Raw genomic sequence first — 26,935 nt, 5'->3', positions numbered from 1 at the left:
ATAATGCCCACACAACCAAAATTAACACGCTTCAATCAAAATGTTTTGTCTAAGTATCAGATATACAATAGTATATTTATGACGCTACCTTTTGATGATGTTACAAAAACAGGAGCGCTCTTACCTTTATTTCACGAAACATGTCAAAAAGGATTCGCAAATCAAGATAATCCTACAGCTATTGTAGAGTCATTTTTTAAAAAATACCAAGCCAGACGGTCGCCAGAAAGTCAGATCAATTTGTTATTTCGATTTATTCAATATATCGAAAGACAAGTAGTGTTATTTGATGCTATTGAAGATGCTGCATTTCCTATTGTTAACAATATGGATGGTATTGGAACATTGCGAAGTTTAAAAGAAACCGTTTCTGCAGAGAATAAGTTAGAAGTGCTTCAGAAATATTTAGAAGAATTTAAAGTTAGAATTGTTCTGACTGCACACCCAACGCAGTTTTATCCTGGTTCTGTTTTAGGAATTATTACTGATTTAACAGAAGCTATTCGTGAAAATGATTTATTACGAATTAATGACTTACTAGCGCAATTAGGAAAAACACCATTTTTTAAGCACGAAAAACCATCACCTTTTGATGAGGCGGTGAGTTTAATATGGTATTTAGAGAATGTATTCTATAAATCCTTCGGAAGCATTTACGATTACATTCAACAAAATATTTTCGACGGTAAACAAATTGAAAACAATGTTATAAATATTGGGTTTTGGCCAGGTGGAGATAGAGATGGAAATCCATTTGTTACTCCAGAAATAACATTAAAAGTGGCAGGCAGATTGCGACTTTCTATCATTAAAAATTATTATAGAAATGTAAGACAATTGAAACGGAAATTAACGTTTCAAGGAGTGGAAGAGCGAATGTCAGTGCTAGAACGTGAGCTGTATAAGATTATTACTAACGAGCCTACTGACTTTACGTTAGACTTTTTTGTTTCAGAATTAAAAGCTGTGAAGGAAGTGATTATTGCTAATCACAATTCGCTTTATGAGAATGAGTTGAACAGTCTTATTAATAAAACACACTTATTCGGATTCCATTTTGCAAATTTAGACATAAGACAAGACAGTCGTAAACACGCGCAATTTTTTAATGACATAGTAAATGCATTAATCGAAAGCGGAAGTGATATTTTTCCAAAAAATTATCATGATTTATCTGAAAGTGAGCAGATTAAAATTCTATCTAAAGTAGAAGGTAGTATTGATTTAGCTTTAATAAAAGATGATGAAACGTTGATGGCTTTAGAAACGATTAAAGCTATAAAAACCATTCAAGAAACTAATGGTGAGCAGGCAGCCAACCGATATATCATTAGTAATAATCAGACCACATTACATGTAATGCAATTATTTGCAATGTTAAAATTGGTGGCATTTCAAGAAGAATTAACTGTAGATATTGGACCATTGTTTGAAACCATTACGGATTTAGAAAATGCTCCAAAAGTGATGGAAGAATTATATACAAACCCGGAGTATGCGGCACACTTAAAATCTAGAGGTAACAACCAAACTATAATGCTTGGTTTTAGCGATGGTACAAAAGATGGTGGTTACTTAATGGCAAACTGGGCAATTTATCAAGCTAAAGAGAATTTAACAAAAGTGTCTCGAGAACATGGTATTAAGGTTGTTTTCTTTGATGGTCGTGGTGGACCTCCAGCTAGAGGTGGTGGAAAAACACATAATTTCTATGCGTCATTAGGGCCAACGATAGAAGACAAAGAAGTGCAGTTAACCATACAAGGGCAAACAATAAGTTCTAATTTCGGAACTTTAGAATCGTCACAGTATAACCTTGAGCAATTAATAAGTTCTGGTGTTAATAATAGTTTAAGCGATACAGATTTAAAAATGCATCCAGACAATAGAGATGTAATGTCAGATCTGTCAAAGCGAAGTTACGAGGCGTATGTGAAGTTTAAGTCACATCCAAAATTCATTTCGTATATAGAGCACATGAGTACGTTGAAGTATTATGCAAAAACTAATATTGGAAGTCGCCCAAGTAAGCGAGGAAAAGCAGAAGGTTTAGTGTTTGAAGATTTAAGAGCTATTCCATTCGTTGGATCATGGAGCCAATTAAAGCAAAATGTTCCAGGTTTTTTCGGAGTTGGTACGGCGTTAAAACATTATGAGGATGCCAATGAATTTGAAAAAGTGCAACACCTCTTTAAAACATCGAGTTTCTTTAAAACATTGATTGAAAATAGTATGATGTCATTGTCTAAATCTTTTTTCGATTTAACACGTTATATGGCTAATGACAAAGAATATGGTGAATTCTGGAACGTTATTTATGAAGAATATGAAACTTCGAAACGTTTAATCTTAAAACTTACTGGTTATAAGGAATTAATGCAAGAAGAACCATCTGGAAAAGCATCTATTGCTGTTAGAGAATCTATTGTTTTGCCGTTGTTAACAATTCAGCAGTATGCCTTAAAGAAAATTCAAGAGCTAGAAAAGGCTGAGGTACGCGATGAAGAACAGATTAAAATCTTTGAGAAAATGGTAACGCGATCTTTGTTTGGAAATATTAATGCTAGTCGTAATTCGGCGTAATTTAGATTACATAAGCGTTTAAAAAAAACCTTAGAAGAATTTCTTCTAAGGTTTTTTTGTGATTGTAAAATAAGCAATAACAAAAAACCCTCGAAGCTTAAGCTTCGAAGGTTTTTATTCTAACAATTAAATTAATTATCAATTAAAACTTATATGAAAGAATATTTATCTTTCTCTTTTTCCTGGGTAAGCAATTTCTCCGTGCTCAGAAAGGTCTAGACCAACAAGTTCTTCTTCTTCGCTAACTCGAAGTCCCATTGTAGATTTTAATATTTTTAGAATAATAAATGATAAAGTAATAGCCCATACGCCATAAGCTAAAGCTCCGATAGCTTGAGTACCTAGCTGACCAAAGCCTCCTCCATTAAATAAGCCTATTCCTGTATCTCCATCAATTCCCCAAAGACCAATAACAAGTGTTCCCCAAACTCCGGCAACACCATGTACTGAGGCTGCTCCGATAGCATCATCAATTTTTAGCTTCTTCTCAATAATTTCAATTGAGAAAACAACGATAATACCTCCAATTAATCCCGCAAATACAGCACCAACCGTAGACATATTTCCACAGCCAGCGGTTATGCTTACCAAACCAGCCAAGGCTCCATTTAAAGTTTGTGGTAGATTTGGTTTTCCGTACCAGATCCAAGTGGTTATTAAAGCACCTAAGCCACCTGCACCTGCGGCTAAATTTGTTATTAATACAACGTTTGAAGCTGCAATTGCATCATCGCCTCCCCAAGCTAATTGAGAACCACCATTAAACCCAAACCATCCTAACCAAAGGATAAAAACACCTAAAGTGGCAAGAATTTGATTGTGTCCTGGGATAGCCTTTACTTTTCCGTCTACAAATTTTCCTATTCGTGGTCCAACCATATATGCAGCTACTAAAGCGGCCCATCCACCAACGGAGTGAACGATTGAAGATCCCGCAAAATCAATAAAACCAAGTTCGGTTAACCAACCAGAACCTTGCCACTGCCAACCACCTGCGATTGGGTAAATTAGTGCGGTCATTACGATTGAAAATATTGCGTAAGTAGAATATTTTGTTCGTCCGGCAATAGCTCCTGATACAATAGTAGCAGCTGTTGCAGCAAACATGGTTTGAAATAATAAATCAGCTCCTTCACCTTGCATTATGCCACTCCAGAAAAACCATCCGTTTGAAGTGTCACCATACATTAAAGAATAGCCTACAAACCAGTAGGTTAATGATCCTACGCAAATATCGAGTAGATTTTTCATTGCGATATTGGCTGCGTTTTTAGAGCGTGTCATTCCTGTTTCAACAAGAGTGAAACCAGCTTGCATAAAGAAAACTAAGAGTGCTGAGATTAGCATCCATAGCATTCCCATGTCACCATTTATGGCTGCAACTGCCGCTTCGACTTCGGTAGGTTCTGCAGCATCTTGTACTGCAATAAGACTTGGGATAATAGTTAAAAAATTAGGTATCATAATATGTGTGTTAGTTAGTGTTGTGGTTTAGAATGAGTAGATAGCTGCTAGAGTAAATACAGCTAAACTACTTGAGTCTTCTCCGTCTGCATCGAAGAAAGCGTCATCGTTATTGCTCCAAGAGTCTAATCTTACTTCTGGCTTAATAATTAAGTTGCTATCTACAATATAGCTACCTGTTGCTGTTAAGCCAATTACACTTGGTAAATCATCTAGATCATCGTCGTGTCTTGAATAATATTCACCTCTTAATCCTAGAGAGAAGTCATCTGATAATGTGTATTGTGGGTATAGTGCAGCGCCATAAAAGCCACTTCCGTCATTGTCGTTATAGGCAGCGTTGATTCCTAAGAAAAAACTATCCGCAAGATCGAATCCACCTGTATAATCTACTTCAAATCCTAACCCTCCATTATTGCCACTGTCGTAGTATAAGTTTAAATATTGACCGGAATATCCTAATTGAGCTCCAAATGAATACTCACCTGTTGTAGATGTGTCGTTAGTATCCCAAGGATTCATAACGGCTAACATTAAGCTAAAATCATCAGATAAAGCAAAATCTGCTTTTAATCCCATATGAGAGAAAGGTCCGCTAGAGAATAAGTAAGATGTACTGTAGTTAAAGTTTGCTGCTGGTGCAATAACTTCATAGCCTAAGAATGTATTAAAACGTCCCATAGTTAAAGTGGTTGTTTCAGAAACATTCCAATAAACATAAGCTTGGTTTACAATACCATCAACAATGTCGGTGTTGAATGTAGCAGCACCACCTCTTGGTCCTGTTACTAAATCTAAAACAGCACCTACTTTGCCGCTTTCGTAGCTAGCAATAATATTACCCATGCCCAATGCAAAACCTGTTTTTCCTGCAAAAGCAGTTCCAAAAGACTGGCCAGAATCGTCAGAAGCGGTTAATAGCGTTTGGTAATAAGCGTCTACACTTCCAGATAATGTGAATTTTTTATCCTTAGCGACTTCACTAGAGTCTTGTGCCGTTAATACTATTGACATAAATAGTACAGTTAAAGTTAAAACTTTTTTCATAATAATGATAGTTTAGTAATGGTTAGTTCGGGTCAAATCTATGTAATAATTATTTATACCCTAGAAAAAGTTAGGTGTAAAATGTAATTTTTGTGAATATTAAGTTTTATACCCTATAAATTTTGGGGTGATAAAAAAATTAAACGATTTTTTTGGTATATCAATAATTTCGTTTTGACTTAAATGAGCTTAAAATGCTGTTTTTGTGAATTAATTTTATTGTTTTTCTGTTTTTGAAAACGTTTTAGCAATAAATTAGGTTTTTCGTTGAATAATACTCATTAGTTAATTATTAGAATTTGTTGTAATTATTGCAATATTTTCAATAAGAATGCACATTACTATCGATATGGGAAAAGTGTTTCAACTATTTTTATAATAAAATTTATGCTTATATATTAGAGGTGAAATAAGGTGTAAAAACCTTTTAATTTTATTGAAATATGATGAAGAAACAAGGGCTTTATTTGCCAGAGTTTGAGCACGAAAATTGTGGTGCTGGTTTTATATGTAACCTTAAGGGAGAAAAAACAAATCAAATTATACATGACGCTCTAGAAATTCTCGAAAAACTGGAGCATCGTGGAGGGGTGAGTTCTGATGGAAAAACAGGAGATGGTGCAGGCTTACTTATCGATATTCCGCATGCTTATTTTAAACGCGTTTGTGGTTTTAAAGTGCCTGTAAAAGGGAAATATGCGGTTGGAATGGTGTTTTTGCCTAAAAATATAAACCAATACAGGTTTTGTAAAGATACCTTCGAAAGAGAGATTATTGCGCAAGGTCTTTCTGTAATCGGGTGGAGAGAAGTGCCTGTAGATTCAACACAACTTGGAGAAATCGCCTTAGCATCAGAACCTAATATTGAGCAACTTTTTGTTGGGAAATCTAATGAGGTTTCAGAAGCGGATTTTAAGGCAAAACTTTATGCTGCTCGAAAAATTACAGAGCATACTGTAAGAGCCTCAAAAATGTCTCAAGCATCTTATTTTTACGTTTCAAGCTTATGTACAAACACGTTAATATATAAGGGTATAATTATGCCTGAAGATATCGGGCCATACTATAAAGATTTACAGGAAACCGATTTAGTGACGCGTTTGGCTTTAGTGCATCAGCGTTTTTCAACCAATACAATGCCTACTTGGGAATTGGCACAACCATTCCGATTTATGTGTCAAAATGGTGAAATAAATACACTTCGTGGAAATGTAAGTCGAATGCGTGTACGTGAAGAAATCATGAAAAGTGACGTCTTTGGTCCTCAAATAGACAAATTATTTCCTATTATTTTACCTGGAAAATCTGACTCTGCGTCAATGGATATGGTTGTTGAATTATTAACGCATACAGGACGATCCTTACCAGAAGTTATGATGATGATGATTCCTGAAGCATGGGAAAAACATAAAACCATGTCACCAGAGCGTAAAGCATTTTACGATTACAATGCCTGTATAATGGAGCCATGGGATGGACCAGCATCTGTACCATTTACAGATGGAAATTATATTGGTGCATTATTAGATAGAAATGGATTGCGTCCTTCACGATATACTGTTACTAAAAGCGGTAAATTAATTATGTCTTCAGAAATTGGTGTGGTAGATATTGCACCAGACGATATTGAAAGTCATGGTCGTTTAGAACCTGGTAAAATGTTTTTAGTAGACATGAATCAAGGTCGAATTATCAATGACGAAGAAATTAAAAGTAAGATCGTTAAAGAAAGACCATACCAAGAATGGTTAGATAAAACTAGATTGCATCTAAAAGACATTCCATATACTGGAGAAACCTGTCCGATAGAAACCACAGATATAAAAACAAGACAACGTTTATTTAACTATACTTTTGAAGATATTCAAGACGTCATTACACCAATGGCTGTAAATTCTAAGGAAAGTTTAGGTTCTATGGGAACGGACACTCCTCTGGCAGTTTTGTCGAATAAACCACAATTAATTTCAAATTATTTTAAGCAGTTATTTGCTCAAGTTACTAATCCACCATTAGATGGTATTAGAGAAGAAATTGTAACGGATATTAGTTTGTCTTTAGGTAAGGATAGAAATATTTTCAGCATTACAGAACGTCAATGTAGAAAGTTAAAAATTCAAAATCCAGTAATATCTAATGACGATTTAGATAAAATTAGAAATCTTTCAATAGAAAGCTTCAAAGCCGAAACTATTGAAATATTATATCAAAAAGATAAAGGTCTAAATGGATTAGAAGATGCTTTAGATGCTATTATAGTTCAAATTGAAAAAGCTATAGACCGCAAAACAAATATTATCATTTTATCAGATAGAGGTGTTAATAAGGAGTTTGCTCCAATACCTTCTTTGTTAGCTTGTTCTTATGTGAATCATCAAATGAATCGTCTACGTAAGCGTTCAAATTTCGATATTATTATTGAATCTGCAGAGCCACGAGAGCCGCATCATTTTGCGACATTATTTGGTTATGGTGCAAGTGCTGTAAATCCGTATATGGTAAACGAAATCATTAGAGCGCAAGTAAAAGAAGGTTTTATTACAGGTATAGATGAGCAAAAAGCGGTTGATAATTTCAATAAGGCGATAGGAAAAGGCATCTTAAAAGTGATGAACAAAATTGGTATTTCAACATTACATTCTTATAGAGGTTCTCAAATATTCGAAATTGTTGGTTTTAACTCTCAATTTGTTGAAAAATATTTTCCATATACAGCCTCTAGAATTGAAGGTATTGGTTTGTATGAAATTGAAAAAGAAATTGCCAAACGCTATAAATATGCTTATCCAGACAATTTAATAGACAAACGTTTAGGTTTAAATATTGGAGGAGATTACCGATGGAGACGTAATGGTGAACGCCATTTGTTTAACCCAACAACCGTTGCTAAATTACAGCAAGCAGTTAGGTTGAGTGATCAGGCGAGCTATGATGTTTATGCAAAAGCGATAAATGAACAGTCCGAAAATTTAATGACCATTCGAGGGTTATTCGAATTTAATAATATAGATCCTATACCACTTGAAGAAGTAGAGCCTTGGACAGAAATCGTTAAACGATTCAAAACAGGTGCGATGTCTTATGGTTCAATTTCTCGTGAAGCACATGAAAATTTAGCCATCGCCATGAATAGAATTGGAGGGAAATCTAATTCTGGAGAAGGTGGAGAAGACCGAAGACGTTTTCAACCAGATGTGAATGGAGATAGCCGAAATTCAGCTATTAAACAAGTGGCTTCTGGCCGTTTTGGAGTCACGTCTCACTATTTAACCAATGCGAAGGAGATTCAAATTAAAATGGCTCAAGGTGCAAAACCAGGAGAAGGAGGACAATTACCAGGTGAAAAGGTTTTACCTTGGATTGCTTCAGCTAGAAACTCAACACCATTTGTGGGTTTAATTTCACCTCCACCACATCACGATATTTACTCAATTGAAGATTTGGCACAATTAATTTATGACTTAAAAAATGCCAATCGTGATGCGAGAGTTAATGTGAAACTTGTTTCAGAAGTTGGTGTTGGTACTATTGCAGCAGGTGTTGCCAAAGCAAAAGCAGATGTTGTGCTTATTGCTGGATATGATGGAGGAACAGGAGCCTCACCTTTAACATCATTAAAACATGCAGGTTTACCATGGGAACTTGGTTTAGCCGAAGCGCAACAAACCTTAGTGCTTAACAAACTAAGAAGCAGAATTGTTGTAGAATGCGATGGACAATTAAAAACAGGTAGAGATGTGGCGATTGCAGCATTATTAGGTGCGGAAGAATTTGGGTTTGCGACAGCACCTTTAGTAGCTTCAGGTTGTATTATGATGCGAAAATGTCATTTAAATACCTGTCCAGTTGGTATCGCAACACAAGATAAAGAGTTACGTAAAAACTTTAAAGGCACACCAGAACATGTTATTAACTTTTTCTATTATATAGCAGAAGAATTGAGAAGTATTATGGCTGAATTAGGGTTTAGGTCAATGAATGAAATGATTGGTCAAACGCATAAAATCAATGCAAGCAAAGCCATTAAACATTATAAAGCTAAAGGTTTAGATTTAACATCTATTTTACACAGACCTGCGGAATACAGACAGATGCCAGTTAAGAATTCTGAAAAGCAAGATCATAATTTAGACAATGTATTAGATTTTACAATTCTTAAAGATTCACATCGTGCTTTATATAGAAAAGAACAGATGACGCTTTCGTATCCAATAAAGAATACAAACCGAACAGTTGGTGCCATTGTAAGTAATGAGATCTCAAAAATTTACGGTCATTTAGGTTTACCTGAAGATACTATAAAAATCAATTTTACCGGTTCTGCTGGTCAAAGTTTTGGCGCTTTTGGTGCTCATGGATTAACATTTAAACTAGAAGGAAATACCAATGACTATTTAGGAAAAGGATTATCTGGAGGAAAACTAATCATTAAAAAACCAGAACAGGCAGATTTCAAAGCAGAAGATAACATCATAGTTGGTAATGTTTGTTTATTTGGAGCTGTAGAAGGGCAAGCCTATATTAATGGCATTGCAGGAGAACGATTTGCGGTGAGAAACTCAGGAGCAACAGCAGTTGTAGAAGGAGTGGGTGATCATTGTTGTGAGTATATGACAGGTGGAAAAGTTGTGGTTCTAGGTAAAACAGGTCGAAATTTTGCCGCTGGAATGAGTGGAGGAATCGCTTATGTTTATGATCCGGAAAACAAATTTAAAACCGGCTTATGTAATACAGAAACGATAGAATTTGAAAAAATTCTAAAAGCAGATGCCAAAGATCTAAAAGGAATAATTCAAAAGCATGTAAAATACACAGATAGTGAATTAGGTAAATCGGTATTGGCCGATTGGGAAACAAGCTTAAAGAATTTTGTACGTGTAATGCCTACGGAATACAAACATGCTTTAAAACGTTTAGAGACAGAAGAGCAAATGGTTGAGGAATTAGAAACGGCATAGTTGTAGGTATAAATTATAAAACGATACCTGCAAGGTTTTTGAAACCTTACAGGATTAACACAAATAAAATAAGAAAGTATGGATAAGATTCCTGCTTTCACAGGAATATATGGGAAAAGTAACAGGTTTTAAAGAGTTCGAAAGAAAAGATGAAGCATACAAGCCAGTAAAGGAAAGGGTAAAGCATTATAATGAATTTACCAAACCTTTAAAGGAAAAGGACATGCAAGAACAGGGATCGCGATGTATGGATTGTGGTATTCCATTTTGTCATAGTGGTTGTCCATTAGGGAATTTAATTCCAGATTTTAACCACATGGTACATCAAGGAGAGTGGAGAAAGGCATCATGGATTTTACATTCAACAAATAATTTTCCTGAATTTACAGGTCGTTTATGTCCTGCACCTTGCGAGCAATCTTGTGTTTTAGGTATTATTGAAGATCCAGTTTCTATAGAAAACATTGAGAAAAATATTGTAGAACGTGCTTTTAAGGAAGGTTGGATAAAGCCACAGCCACCAAAAACTAGAACAGGAAAAACCATTGCTGTTGTTGGTTCTGGTCCGGCTGGTTTAGCAACAGCACAACAACTAAATAGAGCAGGTCACACCGTAACAGTTTTTGAACGTGATGATGCTATTGGTGGATTGCTACGCTATGGCATTCCGAATTTTAAAATGGAAAAAGGTATTATAGATCGTCGTTTGGCCATTTTGGAAGCCGAAGGTATTGTTTTTAAAACCAATGTTAATGTTGGAGTTAATTATAAAGTTGAAGATCTTAAGGCCTTTGATGCTGTGGTACTTTGTGGAGGTGCAACGGAAAGAAGAAGCTTACCTACACCAGGTATCGATGCAGATGGAGTAGTGCAAGCAATGGATTTTTTAACGCAACAAACCAAAGTTGTTTTTGGTCAGAAAATAAAAGACCAAGTTGTAGCAAAAGATAAAAATGTAATAGTTATTGGTGGTGGTGATACAGGTTCTGATTGTGTTGGTACCTCAAATCGTCAAGGAGCAAAGTCTGTAGTGAATTTTGAAATTATGCCAAAACCACCAGGACATCGTTCGCCAGCAACGCCATGGCCATATTGGCCGTTACAGTTAAAAACTTCTACGTCTCATAAAGAAGGTGTGGAGCGTAATTGGTTAATTAATACCAAGGAATTTGTCACAAATGCTAAAGGAAAGCTTACGGCTGTAAAGACGGTAAATGTAGAATGGGAAATGGTGCCAGGTGAACGACCAAAATTAAAAGAAATTGCGGGTACAGAAAAAACATGGCCTTGTGATTTAGCGTTATTAGCGCTTGGGTTTACAGGACCTGAAAGTACTATCGCAGATCAATTAGGATTAGAAAGAGATGTCCGTTCAAACTATAAAGCAGCCTATGGAGATTACCAAACTAATATCCCAAATATCTTTACAGCTGGAGATATGCGTAGAGGACAATCATTAATTGTTTGGGCAATATCTGAAGGACGTGAAGCGGCTCGCCAAGTAGATATTTATTTAATGGGTAAATCAGATTTGGCAACTAAAAATCAAGATGGTGATTTAGTTAGCATTTCATAGCATGACTTTTTCTGCTACTATAAATTTCTAAGGGTATATCTATTTGTTAGGGTAGAATATAAAAGCATCTGGTAACAGATGCTTTTTTTTATTGTTATACAGCAAGGTGAATATGTGTCAAACCTTGTAGAATTTTAAAAATTTAAAATTTGGATTTCTTAGGAAACTTCTCTCTGATTTTATCCAAACACAAATTATGAATACTACCAATATGAGAATGTTCTTTTCCTAAATCGGGTTGGTATGTTCCACTTTGAACTTGACTTCCAATTTTCTGATAAGCTTCTCTAAAACTCATACCATCGACGACCAAATTATTAATACTATCGACCGTAAATAAGTATTGGTATTTCTCGTCGTTGAGGTCAATATCTTTAACGATGATTTGCTGAATTGAATAATTAAAGATGTCTAAAATGTCTTTTACATCTTCAAAGGCATTGATGATATTCTCTTTCAACAGTTGAAAATCTCTATGATAACCACTTGGTAAATTATTGGTGATTAATAACATTTCAGAATGTAAGGCTTGAATTTTATTGCACTTTCCTCTAATCAATTCAAACACATCAGGATTCTTTTTGTGTGGCATAATGCTACTTCCTGTGGTCAATTCATCTGGAAACGAAATAAATCCAAAATTCTGACTCATATACAAACAGATATCCATAGCGAAACGTGCCATCGTATTACATAAGCCACCTAAAGCATTGGCAATAGCGCGTTCACTTTTTCCTCTACTTAATTGCGCAGCAACGACATTGTATTTTAAAGTTGAAAAGCCTAATTCTTCAGTCGTAATATTTCTATCAATAGGAAATGAACTTCCGTAACCAGCAGCCGAACCTAATACATTTTGATCTGTAATTTTAGACACTGCATTTAAAACATAAACATCATCAATTAATAACTCTGCATAGGCAGAAAACCATAAGCCAAAAGATGACGGCATGGCGACTTGCAAATGCGTATAACCTGGTAAAAGCTTGGTTTTATAGGTTTCTGATAATTCTAAAAGTGTATCAAAAAACGTTTTAGTTTTGTCATTAATGATTTGAAGATTTTCTTTATAATACAATTGAAGAGCCACTAAAACTTGGTCATTCCTAGAACGCGCTGTGTGGATTTTCTTTCCAACATCGCCTAAGGTTTTTGTGAGTTCGTGTTCAATTTTAGAATGAACATCTTCAAATGATTCTTCAATGACGAATGTTCCATCGTCAATAGAATCTGCTAAGGTTTTTAAGCCTGATTTCAGTTGTTCTAATTCTTCCGAACTTATAATTCCGATGGATTCTAACATTATGGCATGCGCTCGCGATGCTTCAACATCATATTTTGCAATATGCATGTCAATTTCCCGATCGTTACCAACGGTAAATAATTCTATTTTTTTATCTATTGAATAGCCTTTGTCCCAGAGTTTCATCTCGTTCCTGCGAAAGCAGGAATCTCTGCTTTCTATTTTTAATTAAACTTCTTTTTTTTTAGTCTGAATTGAGACCTGCAAGGTTTTTAAAACCTGCTAGGTCATCAAAATCAAGACTGCTTACTTTTGCGTTAAAGTAGTCGTCTTGGATCTTGTCTCTTGATTCTTATGTTTTTTTTCTTACAATACCTTCTCTAACAATTTAATATATAAATCGACGCCTTCCTCAATTTCAGCCAAATAAATAAATTCATCAGCTGTATGCGAACGCGTACTATCGCCAGGTCCAAGTTTTAAGGATTGGCAAGTTAATGTTGCTTGGTCAGAAAGCGTTGGCGAACCGTACGTTTCTCGTCCTAGTGCGATTCCGGCTTTTACCAAGTCGTGGTCACTAGAAATTGACGATGAATTTAGGCGTAAACTTCTTGGAATAATACTCGTACATGGTGATTCTTTAGCTAAAATATCAGCAATTTCTTGATTCGAATAGTTGTCATTCACACGAACATCGACCACTAAATCCACTTCCGATGGTACAGCATTATGTTGTTTTCCTGCATTAATTTGAGTAACCGTCATTTTTACATCGCCTAAAACTGGCGACGTTTTTTTAAACTTATAATCTTGAAACCATTTTAAAACTTCGATACAGTTGTATATTGAATTATCAGTATTTGGATGTGCTGCATGGCTTGCTGTTCCTTTTACTTTAGCGTCAAAAACAACCAACCCTTTTTCAGCAATGGCTAAGTTCATTAGCGTAGGTTCACCAACAATGGCAACATCGATTTTTGGAATGATGGCCAACATGCTATTCAGTCCATTTGGTCCACTGCTTTCTTCTTCTGCAGATGCGACGATGACCAAATTGTAATTGAGGTCTTCTTTATCGTAAAAATAAGTGAACGTCGCAATTAGAGATACTAAACAACCACCAGCATCATTGCTTCCTAAACCGTATAATTTACCATCTTCAACAATGGCTTTAAATGGATCTTTGGTATAACCATTATTTGGTTTTACAGTGTCGTGATGTGAGTTTAATAACAAGGTTGGTTTGCTCTCATCAAAATGTTTGTTTGTTGACCAAATGTTATGATTATTCCTTTTAAATGGTACATTGTGTGTTGTAAACCAATTTTCAATAAGCAAAGCTGTGTTGTCTTCTTCTGAAGAAAAAGACTGTGTTTCTATTAATTGCTTTAATAAAGCAATAGCTTCTGTGGTTAGTTTTTCAATCATTTTGTAATGGTTGTGTGTTTGTTATTGGCATCAAAAAGCATCTTTGATTTTCCAATGCAAACTTTTTGAACGTTTTTATTTATAGCGTGAAAGCAGTTGTCTAATTTAGGTAACATACCTTCGAATATGATATTGTTTTCTTTTAGTGTTTTATAACTTTCTGTGTTGATGTTTTCTATTAAAGAATCATCGTTTTCAACATTTTCAAGAACACCATTTTTTTCGAAACAATAATATAATTCTGTCTTGAAAATTGAAGTTAACCCAATCGCTAATTCTGAAGCAATCGTATCTGCGTTGGTGTTTAGTAATTGTCCGTTTTCATCGTGAGTTATAGCACAGAAAACTGGTGTAATATTATTATTAAGTAAAACTTCTAATGTTGCTGTATTGACTTTTTTCACATCACCAACAAATCCGTAATCGATAGTTTTTATTGGTCGTTTTTCTGAAATAATGGTATTGCCATCAGCACCAGAAAATCCAATGGCATTGCATTGACGAGCTTGAAGTTGTGCAACTATATTTTTGTTGATTTTTCCAGCATAGACCATAGTGATAATGTCTAGCGTTGCTGCATCAGTGATACGTCTGCCCTCCGTCATTTTTACAGGAACGTTCATTTGGTTGGCTAATTTGGTGGCTAATTTTCCTCCGCCATGAACCAAGACTTTTGGACCTTCTATGGTAGAGAAATCTTTGATGAATGACGATAGTGCCGCTTCATTATCTATGATGTTGCCACCTATTTTTATGACTTTTAGTGTTTTCATGCTTAAATTTATGTCTCCTCGAGCGCAGTCGAGAGGTTAATGAGGTCTCGACTGCGCTCGACCAGACAGAATTACAAATCCTCCAAAATCTCTTTCAATACCACTTGCGCAGCATAAGTTCTATTATTAGCTTGATGAATAACCACAGATTGCTCACTATCCAGAACGGCATCTTCAACAATCACATTTCGTCTTACTGGTAAACAATGCATAAATTTTGCATGGCCTAATTTGGCTTTTGTCATCATCCAATTCTCATCTTGACTCAATACTTTTCCATAATCCTTGTAACTGCTCCAATTTTTTACATAAACAAAATCAGCATCTTTTAAGGCTTCTTCTTGATTGTGATTGACAACTGTATTTTTCGTGATTTCTTCACTTAATTCATAACCTTCAGGATGTGTAATGGTTAAATCTACCTCTAAACCCTGCATCATTTCTACAAACGAATTTGGAACCGCTTGTGGTAAGGCTTTAGGATGTGGTGCCCAAGACAATACGACTTTTGGCTTCGCCTTTTCCGTGAGTTCAGTTACGGTAATGGCATCAGCCAAGGCTTGTAAAGGATGAGCTGTGGCAGATTCCATATTTACAATTGGAACTGTGGCGTATTTTTTAAAGTTATTGAGCACATATTCAGATTCGTCTTTGGCTTTATCTTGCAATGTTGGAAATGCTCTAACCGCAATCACATCGGCATATTGAGAAATCACTTGAGCGGCATCTTTTATGTGTTCCGATTTGTCCATGTTCATTATGGTGCCATCTTCAAATTCTAAATTCCATGCATCATTGACATTTAAAATCATGACATCCATGCCTAAGTTTTTGGCCGCTTTTTCAGTACTCAATCGTGTTCTTAAACTCGAATTGAAAAACAGCATGACTAAGGTTTTATGTTTTCCTAAATCTTGAAATTCAAAAGGATTCATTTTTAATAAAATGGCATCCTTTATGGTTTCTGAAAGGTTGGAAATATCTTTTATTTTGGTGTAATTTTTCATGTTCACTTCCCACGAAAGTGGGAATCTGTTTTAATTAAACTTAGCTCTAAACTTACAAGGTTTTTAAAACCTTGCAGGTTGCATCAAAAAACAAATCAATATGTTTTTCCTGAATCGTTAAAGGCGGAAGAATCCTGAGCAAATTAGGATTCTTTGCACTTCCTGTAAATATGTGATGGTCGAAAATTAATTTTTTTCGTAATTCTGAAATTGGAAATTTAAACTCTAATCCTAGCATTAAACCTCGTCCTTTAATAGATTTTAAATTGGGTAAGGACTTCGCTTTCTCTTGAAAATAATCTGAGATATTTTTAGCATTTTTCATTAATTTTTCCTCTTCCAAAACGTCTAAAACTGAAAGTGTCGCTGCACAAGCCAAATGATTACCACCAAACGTCGTACCTAACAAACCGTAAGAGGCTTTAATTGAAGGATGAATTAAAATCCCTCCAACCGGAAACCCATTGCCCATACCTTTTGCCATGGAAATAATATCTGGCGTAATATTATGTTTTTGGTAGGCAAAAAAGTCACCAGTTCTTCCAAATCCAGATTGTACTTCGTCTGCAATTAAAGCGGTGTTATATTGTTTGCAAAGTTTATCTAATCCTTGGTAGAATTCTGTGGTGCTTTGATCTAAACCACCAACACCTTGTATAAATTCGACAATAACAGCACAGGTTTCGTTCTGTTTCAATACGGTTTCAACAGCATCTAAATCGCCTAATTCTAAGAAATCTACTTCTTGTTGTGCGTTTATTGGTGCAACAATTTTTGGATTGTCAGTAGCGGCAACTGCAGCCGAAGTTCTGCCATGAAACGAGTTTTTAAAAGCTAATACTTTCTTTTTCCCATTATGAAATGACGCTAATTTTAAAGCGTTTTCATTGGCTTCTGCGCCAGAATTACATAAAAACAACTGATAATCTTTACAGCCAGACAATGCTTCCAATTTATCAGCTAATTTTACTTGTAACGGATTTTGAATCGCATTACTGTAAAAACCAAGTTTTTCAACTTGATTAGAAATTGCTGATACATATTTTGGGTGCGAATGGCCTATGGAAATCACAGCATGTCCACCATATAAATCTAAATATTCAACATTATTTTCATCGTAAACGTATAGATCTTTTGCGCTTACAGGTGTAATGTCGAAAAGTGGGTAAACATTGAATAAACTCATATCTGCTCTTTCTTAATATTACTAATCTTATTAAACGATGCTACCATTCCTTGAATTAAAGACGAACTCAATCCTTTGTGTTCCATTTCGTTTAAACCTTCAATCGTACAACCTTTTGGTGTGGTCACGCGATCAATTTCTTCTTCAGGATGATTGCCATTGGTGATCAATAAACTGGCTGCGCCCTCACTTGTATACATGGCTAATTCTTGGGCTTCTTTAGCATCAAATCCTAATTGAATAGCAGCTTGTGTGGTGGCTCTAATCAGACGCATCCAAAAGGCGACTCCACTGGCACAAACTACGGTTGCGGCTTGCATTTGCGATTCCGGAATGGCTAGCGTATGGCCTAATCTATTAAAAATCGCTTCAGCAATTTTAATACGTTTTGTTCCTTTTTCATTACTACACATACAAGTCATGGATTTACCAACAGCAATCGCTGTGTTTGGCATGGCTCTAATAATAAATTGCTCAATGCCAATAATAGATTCAATTCTTGAAATTGAAAATCCTGTTATAGTTGAAATTAAAACATGTTTTTCCGTTAAATACGGCTTAATATTATTTAATATTTGTTCAAAATGTGTCGGCTGAATAGCAAATATTAAAATATCGGATTGCTTAACGGCTTCAATATTGTCTGTAGTTAAAACGACGTTTTTATAACCTTCTAAATCTTGAATATCATTCAGGTTTCGTTTGGTTAAATAGAGCGTGGTTATGGCATTGTTAGTGATAAGTCCTTTGGCTATGGACTTCCCTAAGTTTCCTGTTCCTATGATTGCTATTTTCATCTTTAGTGACCGCGAAAGCGGTTATCTTATTAATTAAACTTTCTTGTTATTAAGACCTTTCGACTGCGCTCAAGGTAACAATTGATTATCCTGCAAGGTTTCAATAACCTTGTAGGTATTGTGATTTGTTTCAGACCTGCTCGAGAGGATTTCTGCCTGTGCAGGAATGACAGCTATTTAAAAATAATTAGCCTTCAATTGCAATCCTTCAGTTTCATCAAATCCAAACATTAAATTCATGTTTTGAATCGCTTGACCTGATGCGCCTTTTAGTAAATTGTCGGTTATACTTGTTATTAATAATTTGTTCTGGTGTTTATGTAAATGTAAGATGCATTTATTAGTGTTTACGACTTGTTTTAAATGAATGTCTTCCTCTGAAATAAAAGTAAAAGCTGCGTCCTTATAAAAGTTGGAATACACTATTTTAGCGTCTTCAAGCGTGCCTTCAAACTTGGTGTAAAGTGTTGCAAAAATTCCTCTTGAAAAATTGCCTCGATTTGGCATAAAATTGATTTCAGAATTAAATTTTTCTTGCAACCGATTAACCGTTTGGTTGATTTCTCCTAAATGCTGATGTGTAAACGCTTTATAATGTGAAAAGTTATTATCTCGCCACGTAAAATGTGTGGTTGCAGATAAAGAGGTGCCAGCTCCAGTTGCTCCAGTAACCGCATTGATATGAATATCGTCGTTTAATAAATTTGCTTTTGCTAATGGTAATAATGCGAGTTGAATTGTAGTTGCAAAACAACCAGGATTAGCGATGTAGTTCGCTGTTTTGATTTCAGATTTATTTAATTCTGGTAAGCCGTAAATGAATGATTTACCTTCAAAATTAGAATCAGCTGTTAACCTGAAATCATTACTCAGATCAATAATTTTGGTTTGGTCTGAAAAGGTGTTGTTTTCTAAAAAAGCTTTTGAATTACCATGGCCTAAGCACAGGAAAAGTACATCTACTTCTGAGTTAATTTCACTTGAAAACTTTAAGTCTGTTGAGCCTAATAAATCTTGATGAACCTTGCTGACTTTGTTTCCAGCGTTTGATGTGCTGAATATAAAATCGATTTCAACTTTAGAGTGATGAATCAATAATCGTATTAATTCGCCTGCTGTGTAGCCTGCACCTCCAATGATTCCTACTTTTAATTTTTTCATATCTATGTCCCACGACAATGGGAATCTTTTTAATTCAAACCTAACTATTTACTTGTTGATAGATCTTATTCTGATTACCAAAAATTTTGATGAATCCTTTAGCTTCATCAGCTGTCCAGCCTTTATTTTCTTCTCCGTAGCTTCCGAATTTAGCACTCATTAAATCATGCTTTGATGAAATACCATCTAGAGAAAAATGATACGGTTTTAAGGTGACAAAAACATCACCTGAAACCTTGTCTTGACTACTTTGTAAAAAGGCTTCCATATCTCGCATTACAGGATCTAAATATTGCCCTTCATGCAAATGCATGCCATAGAAACTAGATAAATAATCTTTATGCTGTAACTGCCATTTGGTTAAGGTATGTTTTTCTAAAAGATGATGTGCTTTGATGATTATTAAAGCTGCTGCAGCTTCAAAACCAACACGTCCTTTGATGCCAACAATGGTGTCACCAACATGAATATCTCTGCCAATAGCATAAGTTGAAGCTAAATTATTTAAGACTTCAATATTAACTTCTGGATTATTTTTTATACCGTTTATAGCCACTAACTCACCTTGCGAAAATGTGAGAACTACTTTTTCAGGATCAGAATGTTTTAATTGCGAAGGGTAAGCCGAATCTGGTAATGGTTTTTCAGAAGTTAAGGTTTCTTCACCACCAACACTTGTTCCCCAAAGGCCTTTATTAACCGAATATTTTGCTTTGTTCCAAGACATGTCAATTCCGTTTTCAACGAGATAATCAATTTCTTGTTGTCTTGTTAATTTGCCGTCTCTAATCGGTGTAATGATTTCAATTTCTGGTGCTAAAGTTTGAAAAATCATATCGAAACGCACTTGGTCATTTCCTGCTCCTGTGCTTCCATGTGCAATATATTTTGCGTCGATACTTTTTGCATATTCAATGATTTCAATAGCTTGAATGATACGTTCTGCACTTACGGATAAAGGATATGTATTGTTTTTAAGCACATTTCCAAAGATTAAATACTTTATCACTTTATCGTAATACGACGCAATAGCATCAATATTTTTATATGTGGAAACGCCCATTTTGTAGGCATTACTTTCAATGGTTTTAATTTCTTCAGTTGTAAAACCTCCTGTGTTCACACTGACAGCATGGATGTCATATCCTGCTTTACTTAAACTTACGGCACAGTACGACGTGTCTAAACCTCCGCTATAAGCTATCACTAATTTTTTACTCATTTTTTATCTTTTTTAAGAAACATGTTCTGTTTAATAAGTTTCAATCTTGTCCATGTTTTATTATCATAGTCATGCTTTTTAGATTTTGTTGGCTTGGCTTTAGCCGGATCGTAAAGCATGCCTGTGCATAAACACATTTTCTGTTCTGTTCTGGTTAAAACATCAAAATTTTTGCATGTTTGGCAACCTTTCCAGAAAGACTGATCATCTGTAAGTTCTGAAAATGTTACGGGTTTATAGCCTAATTCGCTATTCATTTTCATTACGGCTAAACCTGTAGTGATACTAAAAACTTTAGAATCTGGAAACTTAGTTCTAGAATGTTCAAAAATTACTTTTTTAATTCTTTTGGCAAGCCCTAGATTTCTGAAATCGGGATGTACAATTAATCCAGAATTGGCAACAAACTTCCCATGACTCCAAGCTTCAATATAGCAGAAGCCAGCAAATTTATCGTCTTCTAATGCAATCACAGCATTACCGTTTTCCATTTTAGAAATGATGTATTCTGGCTGCCGTTTTGCAATACCAGTTCCTCTAACTTTTGCGGCTTCAGCTATGGTTTCGCAAATGAGTTCTGCGTATATACTATGTGATTTATCTGCAATGACAATTTTCATTGTGATTGATTTATTTAATTATAAAATTTTTTCAATGTTTGGAAAGAAGAACTGGACACACCAAAGTTCCTAAAATAGATCGCACCCTTAAGGGCGACGATTAGAAACACGGCGTAACATATGTCTGTTAGTAAATGAAATTACTAAAAATGAAACTAGAAAAAAATTGGATAAATTGTTCAATGTGAAAAAATTAAAATTGATTAACTAAATGGTTTTAAGTAGGTCCATTAGCGACGTCGCCTGTTTAATAACAAGCGTGTGGGTCTTTCAATTTTATTTCTTTGAATTAACATAGTGTAAATTTATAATTTTTATTTAGAAATTAACTTGTTATACCTTCTTTTTTGAAAGATTTATGAAATTCATAATTCTTCTGTTTAAAACTGTAAATATTTCAATTTGAACGGCTTTATACTCTGCTTTTTTAAAGAATATAATCTGTGCTTACAAAATTTGAAGCTCTAGAATCCATTAAGTCTTTTAAAATAGCATTGTTGTAATCATTGTCTTTTGAAGCCACAAACGTTCTAATTGAAAACGAACGTAAGGCGTCATGAACACTAAGCGTTGCAACAGCTGAATCTTTTCGCCCTGTAAACGGATAAACATCTGGTCCACGTTGACAAGAACTATTTAAATTTACTCTACAAACCAAATTCACTAAGGTGTCAATTAAAGGTGCTAAGGTTTTTACATCTTTACCAAATAAACTTACTTGTTGTCCATAATTAGATTCGGCCATATCATCTAATGGTTCTTCAATATCTGAAAAAGGAACAACAGGAATTACAGGTCCAAATTGTTCTTCTTGAAACACTCGCATATCTTTTGATACAGGATATAAAACGGCTGGGAAAATATAATTATCTGTAGTTTCTCCGCCTTTTGTATTAATCACTTTTGCTCCTTTTTCAGTAGCATCGTCAATTAATTCTTGAATATAAAGTGGTTTATCTGGTTCTGGTAATGGTGTTAATTTTGCACCATCTTCCCATGGATTTGCAAATTTTAGGGCATCTACTTTGGCAGAAAAACGTTTGTTGAATTCTTCCACTATGTCTTCATGAACATATAATACCTTTAAAGCGGTACAACGTTGACCATTAAAAGAAGTTGTACCTGCAATACATTCGTCAATGGCCAAATCTAAATCTGCATCTGGTAACACGATCGCAGGATTTTTAGCTTCCAAACCTAAAACTAGACGTAACCTGTTACTTTTTGGATGTTGATTCTGTAAAGCATTTGCAGATTTGCTATTTCCTATTAAAGCTAAAACATCAACTTTTCCAGATTGCATAATTGGTGCAGCAACAGTTCTTCCACGACCATAGATAATATTTACAACGCCTTTTGGAAAACTACTTCTAAATGCTTCCAACAACGGTGAAATCAATAAAACACCATGTTTTGCGGGTTTAAAAACAGCTGTATTTCCCATCATTAATGCAGGAATTAAAAGCGCAAATGTTTCATTTAATGGGTAATTATAAGGGCCTAAACAAAGTACAACACCTAAAGGTCCTCTTCTAATATGTGCGTTAACACCAGAGTTCTTTTCAAACTTAGCGCTATCGCGATCCATTTGTTTGTAATCTTCAATAGTATCGTAAATATATTCAACGGTTCTATCGAATTCCTTTTCAGAATCGGGAAGATTTTTTCCAATTTCCCACATCAATAATTTTACAACTTCGGCACGCTTGGTTTTCATTTGTTCTACAAACTTTTCCATACACGCTATTCTATCCACAACCTTCATTGTTGGCCATAATCCTTGGCCTTTATTGTAGGCAGAAACGGCAGAATCTAAAGCTCTTAAAGCTTCTTTTTTTCCTAATGTCGGAATGGTTCCGAGTAATGTAGGTTTGTAGTCTTCAGTTGACGAAATGGTGGAATAGACCTTAGAGGTTTCTCCGCGCCACGGAATCAATCCACCTTCTGTTAAATAGGTGTTTTGTTCGACTAATTCTTTAATTTGAAATTGCTCTGGAATATTCTGAGATGTAGAAGTCATAAAATTTAATTTTAATTCAATATTATTTATCTTAAAGATACCAAAATGTATCCTTTAGGACGGTTAAGTTTGTGTTAAGCTATATGAAAGTATATAGTTGTTGTATCAATAGACATTAGAACCAAGACGAAATTCAAACTAATGGATAAGCATTTTTATTTTAAGGTGATTTATCCAAAGCATACTTTTTAAACTTTAAAAAAGCCTTGAGACCATATCCTGAAATTTAGATTAACACTAATAATTCTTATACTAAGAACTGAAATAAGTCTGGCTTGTCATTTAAATAATCACCATAAAAATTATTGCGCTTCATTTTAGCAATTAATGGCTCTAAGTCATCGGGCGACTTTAACTGTAATCCTACAACGGCAACTTCGTTTTCTCGGTTAGCTTTTTTTGTATATTCAAAATGGGTAATATCATCTGTTGGGCCCAATATATCAACTACAAAATCTCGCAATGCTCCGGCACGTTGCGGAAACTTAATGATAAAATAGTGTTTTAGTTGCGCATAGAGTAATGCGCGCTCTGTTATTTCAGCCATTCTAGTGATATCGTTATTGCTTCCGCTGATAACACACACCACATTTTTGCCTTTAATTTCTTCTGAGAACTGATCTAGCGCACATAAACTTAAGGCACCTGCTGGTTCAACAACTATGGCATCTTTATTATATAAGCTTAAAATAGTTTGACAAATTTTGCCTTCATCTACAGTGACAACACGATGTAGTGTTTCCTTACAAATGGAAAAACTTAAATCACCAACACGCTTTACTGCAGCACCATCTACAAAATTATCTATGGTTTGTAATTCTGTATTTTTATTTTCTCGAATAGAGGTTAACATGGCTGGTGCACCTTTGGGCTCTACGCTAATAATTTTTGTTTGCGGCGATAGAATTTTAAAAACAGAGGATAGTCCTGCTGCTAGTCCACCACCACCAACAGGTAAAAACACATAATGAATTGGATGTGCTTTAGCTTGGTCTATAATTTCTAAGCCAACTGTTGCTTGTCCTTCAATAACTTTTTCGTCATTAAAAGGGTGAATAAATGTTGAGTTTAACTCTTCGCATTGTTGCATTGCGGCATGGTAAGCGTCATCAAAAGTGTCACCAACTAAAACAACATCTACATAATCTTCACCGAACATTTTTACCTGTTCAATTTTTTGATTAGGTGTTGGAGAAGGCATAAAAATGGTGCCTTTTAATTTTAATAATTTACATGAAAGTGCTACACCTTGTGCGTGATTTCCGGCACTAGCACATACAATTCCGTTTTCAATTTGTGATGAATCTAAAGATGATATTTTATTGTAAGCTCCACGAATTTTATAAGAACGAACCTCTTGTAAATCTTCTCGTTTTAAAAATATGTTTGCTTCATAGTCCTTAGAATATCTTGCGTTTTTAATTAAAGGGGTTACTGATGCTATACCTTGTAAATTTTCGGCAGCTGCTTCAATTGCTTTTAATGTTGGTCTGTATGTTGTTTTGGTGTCTTTCATGTGCATTTCCCTTGGAGGTGGGAATCTCTTTTCGTTTATAAGACCTATCAGGTTTTAACTTCGGCTATACTTTGCGACCTTAAAACCTGATAGGTTAAAATTGTTTTATGCTAATACTGAATCGGCTTCTTTTACTTCTTCCGTTTTAATAACTTTCATTGCTGTCATAGCCGCACGTAATCGTTGACCAACAGCTTCTATTGGGTGATTTCTAATAGCATCGTTAACTGCAATTAACTCAATATTATCAACTCCTGTTGTTTTTGAAAACGGTTTTCCGATAATATCAGTATTAACAGTTTTCATAAAATCAGTTAATAATGGTTTGCAAGCATGATCAAATAAATAACAACCATATTCCGCCGTATCAGAAATAACGCGGTTCATTTCAAATAATTTCTTTCTAGCGATGGTGTTAGCGATTAATGGTAACTCGTGCAACGATTCGTAATACGCAGAATCTTCAATTATTCCTGCGCTTACCATAGTTTCAAACGCTAATTCCACACCAGATTTTACAAAAGCAACTAATAAAACTCCGTGATCAAAATACTCTTGCTCTGTAATATGATCTGATGTTAATGGTGTTTTTTCAAAAGCAGTTTCTCCTGTTGCAGCTCTCCATTTTAAAAGATTTACATCGTCGTTTGCCCAATCTTCCATCATGGTTTTTGAGAAGTGACCCGAAATAATATCGTCCATATGCTTCTCAAATAGCGGACGCATAATATCTTTTAATTCCTCAGATAATTCGAAAGCTTTGATTTTTGCAGGATTAGATAAACGGTCCATCATGTTGGTAATTCCTCCGTGTTTCAAGGCTTCTGTAATAGTTTCCCAACCAAACTGAATGAGTTTCGCTGCATAACCAGGTTCAATGCCTTCTTCAACCATTTTGTCGAAAGATAAAATGGCTCCCGTTTGTAATAAACCACAAAGAATAGTTTGTTCTCCCATTAGATCACTTTTTACTTCCGCAATAAATGATGACTCTAAAACGCCAGCACGATGACCTCCAGTTGCTGCAGCATAAGCTTTGGCCTGAGCCCAACCTTTTCCTTCTGGATCATTTTCTGGGTGTACAGCTGTTAATGTTGGTACTCCAAATCCTCTCTTATATTCTTCTCTTACTTCTGTTCCTGGACATTTTGGTGCTACCATAATTACCGTTATATCTTCACGGATTTTTGTGCCTTCTTCAACAATATTAAACCCATGAGAATAGCTTAATGTCGCTCCTTTTTTCATTAAAGGCATTACGGCTTTTACAACATTTGTATGTTGCTTGTCTGGTGTTAAGTTTAACACTACATCTGCCGCAGGAATTAGCTCATCATACGTGCCAACATTAAAGTCGTTAGATGTTGCGTTCTTAAAAGAATCACGTTTTTGGTCAATAGCCACTTGCCTTAACGCATAGGAAATATCTAATCCGGAATCTCTCATATTTAACCCTTGGTTAAGCCCTTGCGCACCGCAACCAACGATTACGATTTTCTTTCCTTTTAAAGCGTCTACACCATCTTCAAATTCTGAAGCGTCCATAAAACGACATTTTCCTAATTGCTCTAACTGTTCTCTTAATGGTAATGTGTTGAAATAATTTGACATTTTGTTTGTTTTTATTTGAGAGTAAAAAAATTATAAAAGGTTCAATGTTAAAACGTTTTAATTTCTAGGTCTCTATTCAATTCTTTTTTTTATTAATAATGTAATGCTTTAAGCATTGTTGATATTTTCATTTCGTCTTTAGTAACAGCAATACGTCCTGAGCGCGTAAATTGCATAATGCCGAAAACGGATAATTCTCTGTGTAATAGATCAATTTCTTCTTTTCTTCCTGATTTTTCTATAACGAAGAATTCGCGATTTACAGTGACAATTCTAGCGTTACTTTCTTTAATGATATTCTGAATTTGGCGTTCGTCAAACAATAAATTAGATCTCATTTTAAAGATACACGATTGCTGATAGATGATTTCTTCTTCAGTATGATAGTAGGCTTTTATGACCTCGACTTGTTTTTCAATCTGACCGCGAATCTTTTTCATTTGAGATTCGGTAATATTGACAACAATAGTAAATCTTGAAACACCATCAATTTCAGAAGGTGATGTATTTAAACTCTCAACATTTACATGTCTTCTTTGGAATATTGCTGAAATTCTATTCAACAATCCAATATTGTTTTCCGTATAAATAGAAACGGTATAATGTTTAATTTCTGTACTCATTGTTTTAAGCTTTTCTATTAGCTTTCATTATTATATTTATTCGTCACTTCGAGTGGTTTTATTGAGGAACGAGATAAAATTGTATCGAGAAGCTACTTAA

At 34.9% G+C, this 26,935-nt stretch carries 18 protein-coding genes; 3 read left to right on the top strand and 15 right to left on the bottom strand.

Translation table 11 applies throughout. The features are described from left to right. Positions 1–3: 3 nt before the first annotated feature. Positions 4–2,583 carry a phosphoenolpyruvate carboxylase gene (locus tag K1X16_RS04265; RefSeq protein WP_225035156.1) on the top strand — a complete coding sequence of 860 codons (2,580 nt, stop codon included), beginning with the start codon at positions 4–6 and terminating at the stop codon, positions 2,581–2,583. A 165-nt stretch (positions 2,584–2,748) separates the two neighbouring features. Here the strand turns inward: K1X16_RS04265 and K1X16_RS04260 are convergent, their stop codons facing one another. Next, the gene (locus K1X16_RS04260) at positions 2,749–4,047 is read right to left on the bottom strand and encodes an ammonium transporter (RefSeq protein WP_195869903.1); all 1,299 of its coding nucleotides are present in this window, start codon (positions 4,045–4,047) and stop codon (positions 2,749–2,751) included. Positions 4,048–4,074: 27 nt separating this feature from the next. Next, on the bottom strand, positions 4,075–5,094 hold the full coding sequence (locus K1X16_RS04255) for an outer membrane beta-barrel protein (RefSeq protein WP_225035155.1): 1,020 nt from the start codon (positions 5,092–5,094) through the stop codon (positions 4,075–4,077). A gap of 446 nt (positions 5,095–5,540) precedes the next feature. Between K1X16_RS04255 and gltB the strand changes: the two genes are divergently transcribed. Together gltB and K1X16_RS04245 are read left to right on the top strand one after the other, a co-directional pair. Beyond that, the gene (gene gltB / locus K1X16_RS04250) at positions 5,541–10,052 is read left to right on the top strand and encodes a glutamate synthase large subunit (protein WP_195870163.1); all 4,512 of its coding nucleotides are present in this window, start codon (positions 5,541–5,543) and stop codon (positions 10,050–10,052) included. Positions 10,053–10,161: 109 nt separating this feature from the next. Beyond that, complete coding sequence (locus tag K1X16_RS04245; RefSeq protein ID WP_225035154.1) at positions 10,162–11,628, top strand: glutamate synthase subunit beta; 1,467 nt, start codon at positions 10,162–10,164, stop codon at positions 11,626–11,628. Between the two features lie 142 nt (positions 11,629–11,770). Here the strand turns inward: K1X16_RS04245 and argH are convergent, their stop codons facing one another. From argH to ilvN, 13 genes are all read right to left on the bottom strand, one after another. Further along, positions 11,771–13,057 carry an argininosuccinate lyase gene (gene argH, locus K1X16_RS04240; RefSeq protein WP_225035153.1) on the bottom strand — a complete coding sequence of 429 codons (1,287 nt, stop codon included), beginning with the start codon at positions 13,055–13,057 and terminating at the stop codon, positions 11,771–11,773. A 180-nt stretch (positions 13,058–13,237) separates the two neighbouring features. Further along, positions 13,238–14,299, bottom strand: a complete 1,062-nt coding sequence (locus K1X16_RS04235) for a M20 family metallo-hydrolase (RefSeq protein ID WP_225035152.1) — start codon at positions 14,297–14,299, stop codon at positions 13,238–13,240. After that, positions 14,296–15,072: an acetylglutamate kinase gene (gene argB, locus K1X16_RS04230; RefSeq protein WP_225035151.1), complete on the bottom strand. Its 777-nt coding sequence runs from the start codon at positions 15,070–15,072 to the stop codon at positions 14,296–14,298. Before argB ends, K1X16_RS04235 begins: the two co-directional genes overlap by 4 nt. 71 nt (positions 15,073–15,143) lie before the next feature. Next, positions 15,144–16,079 (bottom strand): acetylornithine carbamoyltransferase, encoded by a 936-nt coding sequence (locus tag K1X16_RS04225; RefSeq protein WP_225035150.1) that lies wholly within the window; start codon positions 16,077–16,079, stop codon positions 15,144–15,146. Positions 16,080–16,131: 52 nt separating this feature from the next. Beyond that, positions 16,132–17,265, bottom strand: a complete 1,134-nt coding sequence (locus K1X16_RS04220; protein WP_225035149.1) for an aspartate aminotransferase family protein — start codon at positions 17,263–17,265, stop codon at positions 16,132–16,134. Continuing rightward, positions 17,262–18,062 (bottom strand): pyrroline-5-carboxylate reductase, encoded by an 801-nt coding sequence (gene proC, locus K1X16_RS04215; RefSeq protein WP_225035148.1) that lies wholly within the window; start codon positions 18,060–18,062, stop codon positions 17,262–17,264. Before proC ends, K1X16_RS04220 begins: the two co-directional genes overlap by 4 nt. Before the next feature lie 177 nt (positions 18,063–18,239). Beyond that, on the bottom strand, positions 18,240–19,223 hold the full coding sequence (gene argC, locus K1X16_RS04210; protein ID WP_225035147.1) for an N-acetyl-gamma-glutamyl-phosphate reductase: 984 nt from the start codon (positions 19,221–19,223) through the stop codon (positions 18,240–18,242). A 40-nt stretch (positions 19,224–19,263) separates the two neighbouring features. Beyond that, complete coding sequence (locus K1X16_RS04205) at positions 19,264–20,445, bottom strand: argininosuccinate synthase (protein ID WP_225035146.1); 1,182 nt, start codon at positions 20,443–20,445, stop codon at positions 19,264–19,266. After that, positions 20,442–21,065, bottom strand: coding sequence for a GNAT family N-acetyltransferase (locus tag K1X16_RS04200; RefSeq protein WP_195869892.1), 624 nt, complete (start codon positions 21,063–21,065; stop codon positions 20,442–20,444). The genes K1X16_RS04205 and K1X16_RS04200 overlap by 4 nt, the downstream gene beginning before the upstream one ends. A 427-nt stretch (positions 21,066–21,492) precedes the next feature. Continuing rightward, a complete protein-coding gene (locus K1X16_RS04195) occupies positions 21,493–23,085 on the bottom strand; it encodes an NADP-dependent glyceraldehyde-3-phosphate dehydrogenase (protein WP_225035145.1) in 1,593 nt (530 codons plus the stop codon). A 247-nt stretch (positions 23,086–23,332) separates the two neighbouring features. Continuing rightward, positions 23,333–24,601, bottom strand: coding sequence for a threonine ammonia-lyase IlvA (ilvA, locus tag K1X16_RS04190; protein WP_195869890.1), 1,269 nt, complete (start codon positions 24,599–24,601; stop codon positions 23,333–23,335). Between the two features lie 105 nt (positions 24,602–24,706). After that, positions 24,707–26,212, bottom strand: coding sequence for a ketol-acid reductoisomerase (gene ilvC, locus K1X16_RS04185; RefSeq protein ID WP_225035144.1), 1,506 nt, complete (start codon positions 26,210–26,212; stop codon positions 24,707–24,709). 92 nt (positions 26,213–26,304) lie between these two features. After that, positions 26,305–26,835, bottom strand: a complete 531-nt coding sequence (gene ilvN, locus K1X16_RS04180; RefSeq protein WP_195869888.1) for an acetolactate synthase small subunit — start codon at positions 26,833–26,835, stop codon at positions 26,305–26,307. Between the last annotated feature and the right edge of the window lie 100 nt (positions 26,836–26,935).

Source organism: Winogradskyella sp. SM1960, from assembly GCF_020179375.1.
Classification (GTDB): domain Bacteria; phylum Bacteroidota; class Bacteroidia; order Flavobacteriales; family Flavobacteriaceae; genus Winogradskyella; species Winogradskyella marina.
The sequence above is the reverse complement of the archived record's forward strand: the minus strand, read 5'-3'. Positions and strand labels throughout refer to the sequence as shown.

Coding starts and splice junctions, on each gene's coding strand:
- gltB (WP_195870163.1), top strand. CDS start 5,541: ATGAAGAAACAAGGGCTTTATTTGCCAGAGTTTGAGCACGAAAATTGT.
- proC (WP_225035148.1), bottom strand. CDS start 18,062: ATGAAAATAGCAATCATAGGAACAGGAAACTTAGGGAAGTCCATAGCC.
- K1X16_RS04260 (WP_195869903.1), bottom strand. CDS start 4,047: ATGATACCTAATTTTTTAACTATTATCCCAAGTCTTATTGCAGTACAA.
- K1X16_RS04200 (WP_195869892.1), bottom strand. CDS start 21,065: ATGAAAATTGTCATTGCAGATAAATCACATAGTATATACGCAGAACTC.
- argB (WP_225035151.1), bottom strand. CDS start 15,072: ATGAAAACACTAAAAGTCATAAAAATAGGTGGCAACATCATAGATAAT.
- ilvA (WP_195869890.1), bottom strand. CDS start 24,601: ATGAAAGACACCAAAACAACATACAGACCAACATTAAAAGCAATTGAA.
- argC (WP_225035147.1), bottom strand. CDS start 19,223: ATGAAAAAATTAAAAGTAGGAATCATTGGAGGTGCAGGCTACACAGCA.
- K1X16_RS04205 (WP_225035146.1), bottom strand. CDS start 20,445: ATGAGTAAAAAATTAGTGATAGCTTATAGCGGAGGTTTAGACACGTCG.
- ilvN (WP_195869888.1), bottom strand. CDS start 26,835: ATGAGTACAGAAATTAAACATTATACCGTTTCTATTTATACGGAAAAC.
- argH (WP_225035153.1), bottom strand. CDS start 13,057: ATGAAACTCTGGGACAAAGGCTATTCAATAGATAAAAAAATAGAATTA.
- K1X16_RS04225 (WP_225035150.1), bottom strand. CDS start 16,079: ATGAAAAATTACACCAAAATAAAAGATATTTCCAACCTTTCAGAAACC.
- K1X16_RS04265 (WP_225035156.1), top strand. CDS start 4: ATGCCCACACAACCAAAATTAACACGCTTCAATCAAAATGTTTTGTCT.
- ilvC (WP_225035144.1), bottom strand. CDS start 26,212: ATGTCAAATTATTTCAACACATTACCATTAAGAGAACAGTTAGAGCAA.
- K1X16_RS04235 (WP_225035152.1), bottom strand. CDS start 14,299: ATGATTGAAAAACTAACCACAGAAGCTATTGCTTTATTAAAGCAATTA.
- K1X16_RS04220 (WP_225035149.1), bottom strand. CDS start 17,265: ATGAGTTTATTCAATGTTTACCCACTTTTCGACATTACACCTGTAAGC.
- K1X16_RS04195 (WP_225035145.1), bottom strand. CDS start 23,085: ATGACTTCTACATCTCAGAATATTCCAGAGCAATTTCAAATTAAAGAA.
- K1X16_RS04245 (WP_225035154.1), top strand. CDS start 10,162: ATGGGAAAAGTAACAGGTTTTAAAGAGTTCGAAAGAAAAGATGAAGCA.
- K1X16_RS04255 (WP_225035155.1), bottom strand. CDS start 5,094: ATGAAAAAAGTTTTAACTTTAACTGTACTATTTATGTCAATAGTATTA.